The sequence below is a fragment of the Streptomyces sp. NPDC091289 genome, assembly GCF_044757365.1.
Lineage (GTDB): Bacteria > Actinomycetota > Actinomycetes > Streptomycetales > Streptomycetaceae > Streptomyces.
Map to the genome: position 1 here is coordinate 289,016 of NZ_JBIVUT010000007.1, position 14,743 is coordinate 303,758.

The window sequence follows — 14,743 nt, forward strand, 5'->3', positions numbered from 1 at the left end:
TACACCACGAAGGGCCCGCATCGCCGACAGCGACGCGGGCCCTTCGCTCGTTTGCAGTCACTGAACGCGCTGGAACGGACGAACCTTCCTAGCGTGGACCGCATGAACCACACGCCGCGCATCCGCACCGTAGTGAGCTGCACTCTGCTGGTCGTGACCCTCGCCGCGGGTGCGACCGCATGTGGCTCGCCCGACGGCCACCCGCTCTCGACGAAGCCGTACGACGCGGGCGACCAGGTCTCCTTCAACGGCCCCTCCAAGAAGCAGAAGGCCGACCCCGACAAGCCCCTGGAAGTCACCGTCAAGGGTGACGACGGGCGCATCACCGACGTCACCGCCGTGGACACCGGCGGCCGCCACCTCGCGGGAGAGCTCTCCGCCGACGGCAGGCGCTGGCGCTCCACCGCCCCGCTCGCGGCCGGCACCGGATACACCGTCAGGGTCGCCACGGAGAACGGCGACGGCGCCCCGGGCGTCCGTACGCTCTCCTTCGACACCTCCTCGCCCAAGAAGCTGCTGAAGGTCGCCTTCGGCCCGGAGGCGGGCACCTACGGCGTCGGACAGCCCATCACGGCGGAACTCAGCGCTCCGATCACCGACAAAGCGGCCCGGGCCACCGTCGAGCGCGCCCTGAAGGTCCGCTCCACCCCGGCGGTCACCGGCTCCTGGTACTGGGTCGACGACAAGAAGCTGCACTACCGCCCGAAGGAGTACTGGCCCGCGAACGCCACCATCGAGGTGCGCTCCAACCTGGCGGGCATCAAGGTGACCAACGCCCTCTACGGAGCCGAGGCCAAGCCCCTCAAGCTCGCCACGGGCGACCGGATCGAGGCCGTCACCGACGCCTCGGACCACTCCATGACGGTGCTCCGCAACGGAGAAGTGATCAATACCATTCCGGTCACCACCGGCAAGCCCGGCTTCTCCACCCGCAACGGGGTCAAGGTGGTGCTCGCCAAGGAGCAGTTCGTACGGATGCGCGGGGAGAGCATCGGCATCGCCGCCGGCTCCTCGGAGTCGTACGACCTGCCGGTCTACTGGGCCACCCGGGTGACCTGGAGCGGCGAGTACGTCCACGCCGCACCCTGGTCCACCGGCTCCCAGGGCAACGCCAACGTCAGCCACGGCTGCACCGGCATGAGCACCGGCAACGCCGAATGGTTCTTCGACACCGTGCGCGAGGGCGACATCGTCAGGGTCGTCGGCAGCGCCGGTGAGGACATGGACCCGTTCGGCAACGGGTTCGGCGACTGGAACCTGTCCTGGGAGAAATGGCAGAAGGGCAGCGCCCTGAACGAAGGGGCGCCGGACAGCCCGCAGACCCTCCAGGCCGCCCGGCTGCGCCCCCACGTCTGACCCGGGCCCGGGGGAGTGCCCCGCGGCGCGGAACGTCCCTCAGCGGGCCACAGGGGCCGCTCAGGCCTCCACGGCGAGCCGGCGGCGCAGCAGCGCCGCCAGCGCGTCGGCGAACTCCACCGGGTCGACCGGAAGCGTCACAGCGGCCTCCGCACGGCTCCAGGTGGCCAGCCACGCGTCCTGCGGGCGGCCGATCAGCAGGAGCACCGGCGGGCAGTTGAAGATCTCGTCCTTGATCTGGCGGCAGACGCCCATGCCGCCGATGGGGGCCGTCTCCCCGTCCAGCACACAGACGTCCACGCCGCCGCCGTCCAGCGCCTTCAGAACGGCCGGAAGCGTCGCGCACTCCAGGAACTCCACCGGTGGAACGTCCGCGGCAGGCCTGCGACCGGCTGCCAGCCTCACCTGCTCGCGGATGTTGGCGTCGTCGCTGTAGACCAGGACCGTGGCGGTCGCCTGCATTGTTCCTCCGTGACATCGACGTCGTCGGGGCTCTCGGGGCATGAACCGATGCGCGGATCGTACTCCGCCCGACCGGCCGTCAGCACCGGTAATGACGACGATTCGATGGGCCGTTCGGCGCAGGGTGCGACCCCTGCAGACGGTACGGACACACCGAACGGCACCCCCCGGGGTGAGGGCGGGATAAGCGACCGACATAATGTCGGTCGTGGCGACAGCAACGACAGTAGAAACCGGGCACGCGCACCCGTCGGTCAATCGGCCGAACCTCACCAGCGTCGGAACCATCATCTGGTTGAGTTCCGAGCTGATGTTCTTCGCGGCCCTCTTCGCGATGTACTTCACCCTGCGATCGGTGATGGGACCCGATTACTGGAAGGAGATGGCCGGCCATCTGAACTTCCCGTTCTCGGCGACGAACACCACGATCCTGGTGCTCTCCTCACTCACCTGCCAGCTCGGCGTCTTCGCCGCCGAGCGGGGCGATGTGAAGAAGCTCCGCACCTGGTTCATCATCACGTTCGTGATGGGTTCGATCTTCATCGGCGGCCAGGTCCTGGAGTACACCGAGCTGGTCAAGGACGCGGGGCTCTCCCTCTCGTCCGACCCGTACGGCTCGGTGTTCTACCTGACCACCGGCTTCCATGGTCTGCACGTGACAGGCGGTCTCATCGCCTTCCTGCTGGTCCTCGGCAGAACGTACGCGGCCAAGAGGTTCACCCACGATCAGGCCACCGCCGCCATCGTCGTGTCCTACTACTGGCACTTCGTCGATGTCGTATGGATCGGCCTGTTCGCAACGATCTACATGATCAAGTAACCGGGACTCGCACCCGCCCACCATCGACGCAGAAGATCCTGACACCGGGGTAATCCGTGAAAAAGCTCTCCGCACGACGACGCCATCCGCTGGCGGCGGTCGTCGTACTACTCCTCGCGCTGGCGGCCACCGGGGGGCTGTACGCCGCGTTTGCGCCTGCGGGCAAGGCGCAGGCCGATGAAACCGCCCAGTCCCTCGCCATCGAAGAGGGCAAGAAGCTCTACGCCGTAGGCTGCGCCAGCTGCCACGGAACCGGCGGTCAGGGCACCACCGACGGGCCGTCCCTCGTGGGCGTGGGCTCCGCCGCCGTCGACTTCCAGGTCGGTACGGGCCGTATGCCCGCGCAGCAGCCGGGCGCCCAGGTACCGAAGAAGAAGGTCATCTACACCCAGGCGGAGATCGACCAGCTCGCGGCGTACGTCGCGTCGCTCGGCGCCGGTCCCATCACGCCGACCGACAAGCAGGTCGACCCGGCGGGCGCGGACGTCGCCAACGGTGGCGAACTGTTCCGCACCAACTGCGCCCAGTGCCACAACTTCACCGGTAAGGGCGGCGCCCTGACGGAGGGCAAGTACGCCCCCGACCTCGAAGGCGTGAGCCCGAAGCACATCTACGAGGCCATGCAGACCGGCCCGCAGAGCATGCCCTCCTTCCCCGACACGACGATGCCGGAGCAGGAGAAGAAGGACATCATCGCGTACATCGAGACCGTGAACGGTGACGAGACGGAGACCCCCGGCGGCCTGGCCCTCGGCGCCCTCGGTCCGGTCAGCGAAGGTCTGTTCGCCTGGATCTTCGGACTCGGCGCGCTCGTCGCTGTCGCCGTTTGGGTCGCGGCCCACACCGCTAAGGCCAAGAAGTCATGAGTAGCCAACAGATTCCAGAAGACAGCCTGCCCGTGGTGCAGGAGACCGCGCACGGCGCGGTGGAGCGTGCGGACGACCCGTTCGCCGACCCGGGGCTGCCGGCCCACCAGCCGCGCATCCAGGACCTCGACGAACGCGCCGCGAACCGCTCGGAGCGCGCTGTCGCGTTCATGTTCACCCTCTCGATGCTGGCGACGGTGGGCTTCATCGCCTCCTACGTCATCTTCCCGGTGGACAAGATCGTCTACATCTGGCCCTTCGGCCATGTGAGCGCGCTCAACTTCTCCCTGGGTCTCACCCTGGGCGCAGCGCTCTTCTTCATCGGCGCGGGAGCCGTCCACTGGGCGCGCACCCTGATGTCCGACGTCGAGGTCGCCGCCGACCGGCACCCGATCGAGGCCGAGCCCGAGGTCAAGGCTCAGGTCCTGGCCGACTTCAAGGCCGGCGCGGAGGAGTCCGCGATCGGCCGGCGCAAGCTGATCCGCAACACCATGTTCGGCGCGCTGGCCCTGGTGCCGCTCTCCGGAGTGGTCCTGCTGCGCGACCTCGGTCCGCTGCCGGAGAAGAAGCTCCGGACCACCCTGTGGGCGGAGGGCAAGCAGCTCATCAACATGAACACGATGAAGCCGCTGCGCCCCGAGCACATCACGGTCGGGTCGCTGGCCTTCGCCATGCCCGAGGGTCTCGACCCGGAGTCGCACGACTTCCAGACGCAGATGGGCAAGGCGGCCCTGATGATCGTCCGCATCGAGCCGGACGACATCAAGGACAAGCGCCAGCGGGACTGGGCCCACGAGGGCATCGTCGCGTTCTCCAAGATCTGCACCCACGTCGGCTGCCCGATCAGCCTGTACGAGCAGCAGACGCACCACGTTCTCTGCCCGTGCCACCAGTCCACCTTCGACCTCTCCGACGGCGCTCGCGTCATCTTCGGTCCGGCCGGCCACCCCCTTCCGCAGCTGCGGATCGGTGTCAACAGCGAGGGCAACCTCGAGGCGCTCGGCGACTTCGACGAGCCCGTCGGTGCTGCCTTCTGGGAGCGCGGATGAGTACTGCGACAAAGACCCCCTCGGCCGCCGAACCGGCGGGCGGACGCAAGGCTCCGGCCGGCGAGCGGGTGGCCGACTGGGCGGACGGCCGACTGGGCATCTACGGCCTGGCCAAGGCCAACATGCGCAAGATCTTCCCGGACCACTGGTCCTTCATGCTCGGTGAGGTCGCGCTCTACAGCTTCATCATCATCATCCTCACGGGTGTGTATCTGACGCTGTTCTTCCAGCCGAGCATGGGCGAGATCGTTTACCACGGTCCGTACGAGCCCATGCAGGGCATCAGGATGTCCGAGGCCTACGCCTCGACCCTGAAGATCAGCTTCGAGGTCCGCGGTGGTCTGCTCGTGCGGCAGATCCACCACTGGGCCGCGCTGATCTTCCTGGCCGCCATGTTCGTGCACATGATGCGCGTCTTCTTCACGGGCGCCTTCCGCAAGCCGCGCGAGATCAACTGGCTCTTCGGCTTCCTGCTGTTCGTGCTCGGCATGTTCACCGGGTTCACCGGCTACTCCCTCCCGGACGACCTGCTCTCCGGTACGGGTGTCCGCTTCACCCAGGGCGCGATCCTGTCCGTGCCGATCGTCGGTACGTACATCTCGATGTTCCTGTTCGGCGGCGAGTTCCCCGGCCACGACTTCGTGGCCCGGTTCTACTCGATCCACATCCTGCTGCTGCCGGGCATCATGCTCGGCCTGCTGGTGGCGCACCTGATCCTGGTCTTCTACCACAAGCACACGCAGTTCGCGGGTCCCGGCCGGACCAACAAGAACGTCGTCGGCATGCCGCTGCTGCCCGTGTACATGGCGAAGGCCGGAGGGTTCTTCTTCCTCGTCTTCGGCATCATCGCGGCCATCTCGGCCATCGCCACGATCAACCCGATCTGGGGCATCGGTCCGTACCGCGTCGACCAGGTCTCCACCGGCGCCCAGCCCGACTGGTACATGGGCTTCGCCGAGGGTCTGGTCCGGGTGATGCCGGGCTGGGAGATCAACCTGTGGGGCCACACGCTCGCTCTGGGTGTGTTCATCCCGCTGGTCGGCTTCGGTGTGGTCCTCACCGCGATCGCGGTGTACCCGTTCATCGAGTCCTGGGTCACCGGCGACAAGCGCGAGCACCACATCCTGGACCGTCCGCGCAACGTCCCGACCCGTACGGGCTTCGGCGTCGCCTGGATCACGGCGTACTTCATCGGCCTCGTCGGCGGTGGAAACGACCTGTGGGCCACGCACTTCCACCTGTCGATCAACTCGATCACCTGGTTCGTCCGGATCTTCTTCTTCGTCGGACCGGTCATCGCGTTCATCGTCACCAAGCGGATCTGCCTCGGCCTCCAGCGCCGCGACCGGGAGAAGGTGCTGCACGGTCGCGAGACCGGCATCATCAAGCGCCTGCCGCACGGTGAGTTCGTCGAGATCCACGAGCCGCTCAGCCCCGCGCAGCTGCACACGCTCACGGCGCACGAGCAGTACCAGCCGCTCGACCTCGGCCCCGCGGTCGACGAGAACGGCGTCAAGCGCAAGATCTCCCCGGTGCAGAAGCTGCGCGCCAAGCTCAGCAAGGGGTACTTCGCCGAGGGGAACCAGATCCCCAAGGCCACCCCCGAGGAGTACAAGGAGATCAGCGAGGGCCACGGCCACCACTGATCGCCTTACCTGATCGCCACCGTGAGAGCCCCGTCCATTCGATGGACGGGGCTCTTCGCGGTCCCCCCGGCTGGATAGGGTGGAGCCATCATTCCTGACCGGCTGTGGACCCTGGAGCGGACCATGAACGTTGTGACCCCGAACGGCGGCGACAGCGTGGCGGACCGTTCCTGGCCCGGCATCCTGAACCCCCTGCTGCGCGGCGAGAACCTCAGCTCCGAGGAGACCGCCTGGGCGATGGACCGCATCATGAGCGGCGAGGCCACCGACGCGCAGATCGCCGGGTTCGCCGTCGCGCTGCGGGCCAAGGGCGAGACCGTCGACGAGGTCACCGGACTGGTCCGCGCGATGTACGCCCACGCCAACACCATCCAGGTGCCGGGCCGCACCGTCGACATCGTCGGCACCGGCGGCGACCTCGCCAGGACGGTCAACATCTCGACCATGTCCGCGATCGTCATCGCCGGCACCGGCGCCAAGGTCGTCAAGCACGGCAACCGGGCCGCCTCCTCCGCCAGCGGCTCCTCCGACGTACTGGAGAAGCTCGGCGTCAACCTGGAGCTGACCCCGCAGCGGGTGGTCGAGGTCGCCGAAGCGGCGGGCATCACCTTCTGCTTCGCCGTGAAGTTCCACCCCGCCCTGCGGTACGCCGCCAAGGCCCGCAAGGAACTCGGCGCGCAGACCACGTTCAACATCCTGGGACCCCTCACCAACCCGGCCCAGGTCCGCGCCCAGGCGGTCGGCGTCGCCGACGCCCGGATGGCGCCCATCGTCGCGGGCGTCCTCGCCGACCGGGGCAACTCCGCGCTGGTCTTCCGCGGCGACGACGGGCTCGACGAGCTGACCACCACCGCCACCTCCCGGGTCTGGGTGGTCCGCGACGGCGCGGTCCGCGAGGAGCCCTTCGACCCGCGCGACGTCGGGCTGCCCATCGTCCCGGTCGAGGCGCTGCGCGGCGCCGACGCCTCGTACAACGCCGATGTGGCCCGCCGCCTGCTGGACGGCGAGGGCGGCGCGGTGCGCGAGGCGGTGCTGCTCAACTCGGCGGCGGCCCTGGTCGCCCTGGACCCGGGCCCCGGCACGCTGACCGAGCAGCTCGCGGCGAAGATCCTCGTCGCGGCCGAGGCCATCGACTCCGGGGCCGCCAAGCGCGCGCTGGAGCGCTGGATCTCCGCCAGCAACGCCTGAGCACGGCGGAGAGATACCTCCGGCGCACACGGTGTGACGCAGGGCGCAGTCCGGATGCCGGACTGCGCCCTTGCGCGTGTGCATACGTATGGCAAGATGCTGCGCAGGTCATGAGTGACAGCGACTACGGCCCCGGCCCGCTGTCCGGCAACCCTCCGTCCGTGGCGGGGTGCCCCGGGTGAAGACCAGGCCGTAGGCAGCGAGGTCTGCGGCAAGCGCGGGCCCCTCGGCATCCAGTGGATGCCAGCCCCCGGGGTCCTGGTCCCTAGGGAGCCTTCTGTGAGCAAGCGAATGCGTTAGGGCTGACCGCCCTCCTTCAGCGCACCTTTTTCCTTCCTTCTCCGCGCCGCCGCGTATCCGCGGGCGCGTTGATTTCGCCTGCCTGTTACGGGAGTTCGCCATGTCTGTCTCCACCGCTGCCCTCGACCCGTCGGTTTGTGCCCCGCTGCCCGTTCTGGGCCAGGACGTCACCGTTCCGCTCGTCACCGGCGGTGAGGTCACCTACGCCGCGCTCGACTACGCCGCCAGCGCCCCGGCCCTCCAGCGGGTCTGGGACGACGTCGCCGCGTACGCCCCGTACTACGGCAGCGTCCACCGCGGCGCCGGATACCTCTCGCAGCTCTCCACCGACCTCTTCGAGAACAGCCGCCGCACGGTCGCGGAGTTCCTCGGCTGCCGCGCCGAGGACCAGGTGGTCTTCACCCGCTCCACGACCGACTCCCTCAACCTGCTGGCCGCCGCGATCCCCGCCGACTGCCAGGTCTTCGTGTACGAGACCGAGCACCACGCGTCCCTGCTGCCCTGGCGCGACGCCCAGGTCACCTACCTCAACGCGCCCCGCACCCCGGCCCAGGCCGTCGAGACCCTGGAGCGGGCGCTCGCCGACCGCGACCCGTACGGCCCCGCCCTCGTCTGCGTCACCGGCGCCTCCAACGTGACCGGCGAGCTGTGGCCGGTGAGGGAACTGGCCGCCGCCGCCCACGCGCACGGCGCCCGCATCGTCCTGGACGCCGCCCAGCTCGCCCCGCACCACCCGGTGGACATCGCCGAACTGGACGTCGACTGGGTCGCGTTCTCCGGCCACAAGCTGTACGCGCCCTTCGGCTCGGGAGTCCTGGCCGGCCGCGCCGACTGGCTCCAGGCGGCCGAGCCGTACCTCGCCGGCGGCGGCGCGTCCCGCAAGGTCGCCCGGCGCGCCGACGGCGGTGTGGACGTCGACTGGCACACCACGGCCGCCCGCCACGAGGCCGGTTCACCCAACGTCATCGGCGTCTACTCCATCGCCTCCGCCTGCAAGGCCCTGACCGAGGCGGGCTTCGACTCCCTGGTCGCCCGGGAGCAGGAGCTGGTGGGCCGGGTCCGCGAGGGCCTCGCCGAGGTGCCCGAGGTGCAGGTGCTCTCGCTGTTCGGCGACGACGCGCCCCGGGTCGGCGTCATCTCCTTCGTGGTGCGTGGCTGGAACAGCTCGCACTTCGCCGCCGCGCTCTCCGCCGAATACGGCATCGGCGTGCGCGACGGACTCTTCTGCGCCCACCCGCTGGTGCGCACCCTGCTCGGCAGCGACCCGCAGGACCCGGGCGAGTGCGGCGCGCCGGAGGCCGAGCCGGGCGAGCGGTCCCTCAACGCGATCCGCGTCAGCTTCGGGGCCGGTACGCCCGACGAGCACATCGACCGCTTCCTGCGCGCGGTCGCCGAGCTGGTCCGCGAGGGCGCCCAGTGGAAGTACCGCACCGAGGACGGCCGTTGCGTCCCGGACCGCGGCGAGGCCGCGCAGGTCTGAGGACGAGCACGACCGTACGGAAACACCTCGGCCGGGGACAGGCGCGCTGCCCGTCCCCGGCCGAGGTGTGTCGCCGGTGGCGCCTACGCGTCGAGGCCGATGGCGAAGGCCGCTTCCAGGTCGTGCTGGGAGTACGTACGGAACGCCACATGGGTGTCGGTGCCCTCGACGCCCGGGATCTTGCTGATCCGGCCGGGGATGACATCGGCGAGGTCGTCGTGCTTGGCGACCCGGACCATGGCGATCAGGTCGTAGGTGCCGGTGACGGAGAAGACCTCGCTGACACTGTCCAGCGCGGCGATGGCCTCGGCGATCTCCGGAATCCGGTCCACGCTGGTCTTGATGAGCACGATCGCGGTGATCACGGCTGGCTGTCTCCCTCGGTGGCCGTGGCTGGAACCTTCACTCTAGTCCTTCGCCCATAGCGCACCCAGGCGTAGAGGAACCCGGCCGCGAACCCCGCCACATGAGCCAGATACGCCACCCCCGGACCGCTGCCCGCCCCCTGCGCCGCCGCCCACTGGAGGGCGAACCAGAAGACCAGCACGATCCACGCGGGGAAGCGCAGCGGCAGGAAGAAGAGGAACGGGAACAGGCTGGTCACCCGGGCCTTCGGGAAGAGAAACAGGAACGCGCCGAGCACCGCGGAGATCGCGCCGGACGCGCCCACCAGCGTCTGCTCGGAGTCCGCGTGCGCCGCCGCGTAACAGACCAGGGCCAGATAGCCGCAGCCGACGTAGAACAGGGCGAACCGCACCCGGCCCATGCGCTCCTCGGCCATCGCGCCGAACACGTACAGGAACAGCAGGTTCCCCAGCAGGTGCAGCAAGCTGCCGTGCACGAACAGCGCGGTGAACGGCGTGATCAGCGCATGCGCGGAGCCCTCCCACAGCTCCGCGGGGATCACCCCCCACCGCTCGAAGTACCCCGCCTGCGCGGCGAGCAGCGCGTCCTCGCTCCGGTAGGCCGCGCCGCCGAACCCGGAGAGCGGACTGATCAGGAAGACCACACCGCAGACGCCGATCAGTCCGTACGTGACCGGGGCGCCGCTCGACGCCGCCGCGTCCCGGATCCTCCCGGCCGTGGTCCGCCAGTCGGCCTGCCGCCACTCGATCATGTACAGAGCATGACGTACCGGCCGAGAACGGGATGGAGCGCCTCGCCGTGCCGATGCCTATACGCGAGGCCGTAGGGTTACGCCAGGACTTCCGCAGTTCGACGGCGCACCGCGAGATCCTTGACGTAGACAGGTGGAGTCGCGGCGGTACGCCCGGCGCGGGCTCCTGGAGACGACGAAAGAGGACGCAACGATGACGACGGTTCCCCTGCCGACCGACGGGACCCGCTGGCGCTGCACGCTGTGCGGCAATCTCACGCGCTTCGACGTGACCCGCTCCTCCAAGGTCGTGGAGTACGTGCACCTCGACCTGGCCGGTGAGTCCAGTGTCGAGGAGCGGGAGGTCGTCAGTGAGACCATCGAGTCGGTCCGCTGTCGTTGGTGCAATGCGGTGGACCAGATCGAACTGGTGGACAGGCCGGGTGCCGCCTCCTGAGGGAGCGCACCCATCACACATCTATGGGGTGACGGACGGTGGATCAGCCGACCAGCGGCGCCGGACCGGCCGATGAGGCCGACGGCGGTGCAGAGGCGCTCGGCCGTCCGCTGCCCGAGGGTGTGCGACGGCGGGTCGTCGCGCTGGTCTCGGACGCCTTCGGCGGACTGACCGTCGCCGAACTGCCCGCCCAGCTGCGGCAGTACGCCCGGTTCACCCCGACCCGGCGGGCCAAGTTCGCGGGGAACGCGATGGCCGCCGCGCTGGAGAGCGACGCCCTCTTCCGGCAGCGGATCGGTGAGCGGCTGGCCCAGTCCCAGCCCGAGCTGACCGGCGCCCTGGAGGCGGGTTCGCCGCCCGCCGCCGCCGACCCCCTCGATGTGGCCGCGGCCGCCTATGTGCTGCGCCCGGTCGGCTGGGTCAAGCTGGTCGAGGCGGCCGGCGAGGAGGTCCAGCGCGCCGACGCGGAACGGGCCGACGAGGAGACCCGGCGCGAACTGGAGCAACTGCGCGAGGAGCTGGAGCGGGCCCGCGCCCACACCCGCGCCGAGACCGAGCGGCTGCGCACCGAGCTGGAGGCGGCCCGCAAGGAGGCCGAGTCGCTGCACCGCAAGCTGCGCAGCGCGCTCAGCGAGGTGAAGCGCGGTGAGGCCGCCCTGCGCCGCAGCGCCGCCGAGGCCGACACCGCCCGCGCCGAGTCGGCCGCCCAGCTCTCCGCCGTGGAGAGCGAGTCGCGCCGGCTCAAGGGGCGCCTGGGGGAGGCGGAGTCGGCCCTGGAGGCGAGCCGCCGGGCCGCCCGCGAGGGCCGCTCCGTGGAGGACATGCGCCTGCGGCTGCTCCTGGACACCGTGCTGGACGCGGCCTCCGGGCTGCGGCGGGAGCTGGCGCTGCCTCCGGCGACGACGCATCCCGCCGACACCGTGGACGCGGTGGAGCCGGGCCGGATGTCGCCCAAGGACATTGCCGCGCGCGCCCTTTCGGAGACCGACCCGGCGCTGCTCGACCAGCTGCTGGCGCTGCCGCAGGCCCACCTCATCGTGGACGGCTACAACGTCACCAAGACCGGCTATCCGCAGATGCCGCTGGAGAAGCAGCGGTTGCGGCTGCTGGGCGGTCTCTCGGTGCTCGCGGCGCAGACCGGCGCGGAGATGACCTGTGTCTTCGACGGGGCCGAACTGGCCGCCCCGGTGCTGCTCGCCCCGCCGCGAGGCGTACGGGTGCTGTTCAGCAAGCCCGGCGTCACGGCGGACGAGGTGATCCGTCAACTGGCCCGCGCGGAACCGCCGGGGCGGCCCGTGGTCGTCGTCTCCACCGACCGTGAGGTGGCGGACGGTGTGGCGAAGGCCGGGGCGAGGCCGGTCGCGTCCGTCATGCTCCTCAAGCGCCTTTCGCGCGTCTAGCGGGATATGCGCGGCATGTGTGACATGCCGGATTTCTGGGAACGTACCGTCAAGTCGCCGCTACACGCGGTGGGGTGAGAGTAAAGAAGTGCCTGGTGTGACGAGAAAAATCCTGTGAGGATTTGAACTGATCACAAGATGGTCACTAGGGTCAGGCCTCGAACCTTCGCACGGTTGATCACCCATTCGGGGTGACGGCGAAGGAACCGCCGAGTCCGTCATGTGCACGGAGCCGGGGAATCATTCCCCCACAGCCCGGTAGGCGGCTCTGAGGAAGAAGGAGCTCGCCTTCGTGGCGTCCCACCGTCGTCCCAAGCAGCCGAGCCGCACCCGCGTGACCGTGCTCACCGCGACCGCCGCCGCGGCCGTGGCCCTGACCTCCCAGGCCGCCCACGCCGACCCCAAGCCGACCAAGAGCGAGGTCAAGGCGAAGGTCGACAAGCTCTACCACGAGGCCGAGGCGGCCACGGAGAAGTACAACGGGGCCAAGGAGCAGCAGGACAACCTGAAGAAGGAAGTCGACGCGCTCCAGGACAAGGTCGCCCGCGGCCAGGCCGAGCTCAACACGCTGCGCGGCGAACTCGGTTCGATCGCCACCGCGCAGTACCGCTCCGGCGGCATCGACCCCTCGGTGGCCCTCTTCCTCGCCTCGGACCCGGACAGCTTCCTCGACCAGGCCTCCGCGCTCGACCAGCTGACGGTCAAGCAGACGGAGTCGCTGCAGAAGATCCAGTCCAAGCAGCGCACTCTCGCCCAGCAGCGCAAGGAAGCCCAGGACAAGCTCGGCGACCTCGCCGACGTCCGCAAGGCGCTCGGCGAGAACAAGAAGAAGTACCAGGGCAAGCTGGCCGACGCCCAGCAGCTGCTCAACACGCTGACCCAGGCCGAGCGGGCCAAGATCCAGGAGGAGGAGAACCGCGCCAGCCGCGCCTCCACCGACCGGGTCGAACTCGGCAACGAGGCCCCCGCGTCCGGCCGTGGCGCCGCCGCCCTCAGCGCCGCTGCCACGCAGATCGGCAAGCCGTACGTCTCCGGCGGCTCGGGCCCCAACTCCTACGACTGCTCCGGGCTGACCCAGTGGGCCTTCGCGCAGGCCGGGGTCTCCATCACCCGGACCACGTACACCCAGCAGAACGACGGCCAGCGGATCGGCCGCAGCCAGCTCAAGCCGGGCGACCTGGTCTTCTTCAACGGCCTGTCGCACGTCGGCTTCTACGCCGGCAACAACCAGATCCTGCACGCCCCGAAGCCGGGCACCGTCGTCCGCTACGAGTCGATGGACTACATGGGCACCTTCCAGTTCGGCGTCCGTATCTGACGCCACCGCGCACGCGACGGCCCGCCACGGCACGCCCGAACGAGGGAATCGCCGCGCACCACGCTGACGCCCCCGCCCCGCCGGAGACCAAGGTCACCGGCGGGGCGGCGGCGTTGGAGCCCCCTTCCGCCCCCGTCCGCCACCGGCGGGGTCTTTGGCCGGTGCGTAGTCGTCCGATTACTGTCTGGCTGCTGTGCAGCTCCCGGTCTCCGTCCGCCCGCCCCGGGCGGCAGGGGCTGCGCACTACCGCGTCAGCGGAAGGGAGTGCGGCTACCTGTGGTGTCCCATCGCCGTTCCACACAGTCCGGCTTCAACAGAGGAGTCCGGGTCACGGTCATCTCGGCGGCCGCCGCCACCGCGGCGGCCACCCTGACCGGGGCCCCGGCGAGCGCCGACCCGAAGGACACCCGGGAGACCGCCAAGGCCGCCGTCGACCGCCTCTACGGGGAGGCCGAGCAGGCCACCGAGCGGTTCAACGAGGCCGGGGAGCGCGTGGCCCGGCTGCGCGGTGAGGCGGACCGCGCCCAGGACGCCACGGCCCGGGGCCAGGAACGCGTCAACCGGATGCGCAACGCGCTCGGCGCGATGGCGGGCGCCCAGTACCGCACCGGCTCCATCGACCCGGCGCTCGCGCTGCTGCTCTCCGCCGACCCGGACAGCTACCTGGAGCAGGCCGCCGTCCTCGACCGGGCAGGCGCCCGCCAGGCGATGACCCTGGACAAACTGCGGCACGCCCAGCGCAGGATCGCCCAGACCCGCGCCGAGGCCACCCGCGCCCTGACCGAACTGGAGCGCAACCGGGCCGCCGTCACCCGCCACAAGCGCGCCGTCGAGGGCAAGCTCCGCGAGGCCCGCCGGCTGCTGGACTCGCTGCCGCCCGAGGAACGCGCCTCCTTCGACCGGGCCTCGCGCACCGGCCGCGACGGGCTGCCCGACCTCTCCGGCGTCGCCCCCGGCTCGGGCCGCGCGATGTCCGCCGTGGCCGCCGCCCACCAGGCGCTCGGCAGACCCTACGTCTGGGGCGCCAACGGGCCCTCCGGATTCGACTGTTCCGGCCTGATGCAGTGGGCCTACGCCCAGGCCGGGGTGAGCCTGCCCCGCACCTCCCAGGCCCAGCGCCACGCGGGCCGCATGGTGCCGCTCTCCCAGGCCCTCCCCGGTGACCTGGTCGCCTACCGCGCGGACGCCAGCCACATCGGCATGTACGTCGGCAACGGCCAGGTCATCCACGCCCCCTACCCGGGCGCCCCGGTCCGCTACGATCCGGTCGGCATGATGCCGGTCTCCTCGGTCACCCGGATCTGA

The 14,743-nt window shown here is 70.1% G+C and carries 14 protein-coding genes and 1 riboswitch; of the genes, 11 read left to right on the forward strand and 3 right to left on the reverse strand.

The window, feature by feature from the left end:
• The first annotated feature begins 102 nt into the window (after nt 1–102).
• Entirely contained in the window at nt 103–1,356 is a 1,254-nt protein-coding gene (locus ACIQPT_RS11935; RefSeq protein ID WP_401155098.1) for an Ig-like domain-containing protein, read from the forward strand.
• Between the two features lie 60 nt (nt 1,357–1,416).
• Here ACIQPT_RS11935 and ACIQPT_RS11940 read toward each other — a convergent pair whose 3' ends face one another.
• Nucleotides 1,417–1,818: a hypothetical protein gene (locus tag ACIQPT_RS11940; protein WP_401155100.1), complete on the reverse strand. Its 402-nt coding sequence runs from the start codon at nt 1,816–1,818 to the stop codon at nt 1,417–1,419.
• A 199-nt stretch (nt 1,819–2,017) separates the two neighbouring features.
• On the opposite strand from ACIQPT_RS11940, the gene ACIQPT_RS11945 reads away from it, so the two are divergent.
• From ACIQPT_RS11945 to ACIQPT_RS11970, 6 genes are all read left to right on the forward strand, one after another.
• The gene (locus ACIQPT_RS11945; protein ID WP_015608058.1) at nt 2,018–2,638 is read left to right on the forward strand and encodes a heme-copper oxidase subunit III; all 621 of its coding nucleotides are present in this window, start codon (nt 2,018–2,020) and stop codon (nt 2,636–2,638) included.
• 56 nt (nt 2,639–2,694) lie between these two features.
• Entirely contained in the window at nt 2,695–3,504 is an 810-nt protein-coding gene (locus ACIQPT_RS11950) for a c-type cytochrome (RefSeq protein WP_401155102.1), read from the forward strand.
• On the forward strand, nt 3,501–4,553 hold the full coding sequence (locus ACIQPT_RS11955) for a Rieske 2Fe-2S domain-containing protein (protein ID WP_401155103.1): 1,053 nt from the start codon (nt 3,501–3,503) through the stop codon (nt 4,551–4,553). The genes ACIQPT_RS11950 and ACIQPT_RS11955 overlap by 4 nt, the downstream gene beginning before the upstream one ends.
• Nucleotides 4,550–6,199 carry a cytochrome bc complex cytochrome b subunit gene (locus ACIQPT_RS11960; protein ID WP_401155105.1) on the forward strand — a complete coding sequence of 550 codons (1,650 nt, stop codon included), beginning with the start codon at nt 4,550–4,552 and terminating at the stop codon, nt 6,197–6,199. The genes ACIQPT_RS11955 and ACIQPT_RS11960 overlap by 4 nt, the downstream gene beginning before the upstream one ends.
• A gap of 123 nt (nt 6,200–6,322) precedes the next feature.
• Nucleotides 6,323–7,387 (forward strand): anthranilate phosphoribosyltransferase, encoded by a 1,065-nt coding sequence (gene trpD / locus ACIQPT_RS11965; RefSeq protein ID WP_401155107.1) that lies wholly within the window; start codon nt 6,323–6,325, stop codon nt 7,385–7,387.
• Nucleotides 7,388–7,493: 106 nt separating this feature from the next.
• Nucleotides 7,494–7,611: riboswitch (SAM riboswitch) on the forward strand.
• A 176-nt stretch (nt 7,612–7,787) separates the two neighbouring features.
• On the forward strand, nt 7,788–9,167 hold the full coding sequence (locus ACIQPT_RS11970) for an aminotransferase class V-fold PLP-dependent enzyme (RefSeq protein WP_401155109.1): 1,380 nt from the start codon (nt 7,788–7,790) through the stop codon (nt 9,165–9,167).
• Nucleotides 9,168–9,250: 83 nt separating this feature from the next.
• Here ACIQPT_RS11970 and ACIQPT_RS11975 read toward each other — a convergent pair whose 3' ends face one another.
• Together ACIQPT_RS11975 and ACIQPT_RS11980 are read right to left on the reverse strand one after the other, a co-directional pair.
• A complete protein-coding gene (locus tag ACIQPT_RS11975) occupies nt 9,251–9,532 on the reverse strand; it encodes an Lrp/AsnC family transcriptional regulator (RefSeq protein WP_007451244.1) in 282 nt (93 codons plus the stop codon).
• Nucleotides 9,529–10,284 carry a rhomboid family intramembrane serine protease gene (locus ACIQPT_RS11980; protein ID WP_401155112.1) on the reverse strand — a complete coding sequence of 252 codons (756 nt, stop codon included), beginning with the start codon at nt 10,282–10,284 and terminating at the stop codon, nt 9,529–9,531. The genes ACIQPT_RS11975 and ACIQPT_RS11980 overlap by 4 nt, the downstream gene beginning before the upstream one ends.
• A gap of 193 nt (nt 10,285–10,477) precedes the next feature.
• Between ACIQPT_RS11980 and ACIQPT_RS11985 the strand changes: the two genes are divergently transcribed.
• The 4 genes from ACIQPT_RS11985 to ACIQPT_RS12000 all read left to right on the forward strand — a co-directional run bounded on the left by ACIQPT_RS11985 (nt 10,478) and on the right by ACIQPT_RS12000 (nt 14,743).
• On the forward strand, nt 10,478–10,720 hold the full coding sequence (locus ACIQPT_RS11985; protein WP_015608051.1) for a hypothetical protein: 243 nt from the start codon (nt 10,478–10,480) through the stop codon (nt 10,718–10,720).
• A 38-nt stretch (nt 10,721–10,758) separates the two neighbouring features.
• Nucleotides 10,759–12,120, forward strand: coding sequence for an NYN domain-containing protein (locus ACIQPT_RS11990; protein ID WP_401155114.1), 1,362 nt, complete (start codon nt 10,759–10,761; stop codon nt 12,118–12,120).
• Between the two features lie 292 nt (nt 12,121–12,412).
• Nucleotides 12,413–13,438 (forward strand): NlpC/P60 family protein, encoded by a 1,026-nt coding sequence (locus ACIQPT_RS11995; RefSeq protein WP_401155116.1) that lies wholly within the window; start codon nt 12,413–12,415, stop codon nt 13,436–13,438.
• 276 nt (nt 13,439–13,714) lie between these two features.
• On the forward strand, nt 13,715–14,743 hold the full coding sequence (locus ACIQPT_RS12000; RefSeq protein ID WP_401155117.1) for an NlpC/P60 family protein: 1,029 nt from the start codon (nt 13,715–13,717) through the stop codon (nt 14,741–14,743).

Coding starts and splice junctions, on each gene's coding strand:
- ACIQPT_RS11935 (WP_401155098.1), top strand. CDS start 103: ATGAACCACACGCCGCGCATCCGCACCGTAGTGAGCTGCACTCTGCTG.
- ACIQPT_RS11940 (WP_401155100.1), bottom strand. CDS start 1,818: ATGCAGGCGACCGCCACGGTCCTGGTCTACAGCGACGACGCCAACATC.
- ACIQPT_RS11945 (WP_015608058.1), top strand. CDS start 2,018: ATGTCGGTCGTGGCGACAGCAACGACAGTAGAAACCGGGCACGCGCAC.
- ACIQPT_RS11955 (WP_401155103.1), top strand. CDS start 3,501: ATGAGTAGCCAACAGATTCCAGAAGACAGCCTGCCCGTGGTGCAGGAG.
- ACIQPT_RS11960 (WP_401155105.1), top strand. CDS start 4,550: ATGAGTACTGCGACAAAGACCCCCTCGGCCGCCGAACCGGCGGGCGGA.
- trpD (WP_401155107.1), top strand. CDS start 6,323: ATGAACGTTGTGACCCCGAACGGCGGCGACAGCGTGGCGGACCGTTCC.
- ACIQPT_RS11970 (WP_401155109.1), top strand. CDS start 7,788: ATGTCTGTCTCCACCGCTGCCCTCGACCCGTCGGTTTGTGCCCCGCTG.
- ACIQPT_RS11980 (WP_401155112.1), bottom strand. CDS start 10,284: ATGATCGAGTGGCGGCAGGCCGACTGGCGGACCACGGCCGGGAGGATC.
- ACIQPT_RS11985 (WP_015608051.1), top strand. CDS start 10,478: ATGACGACGGTTCCCCTGCCGACCGACGGGACCCGCTGGCGCTGCACG.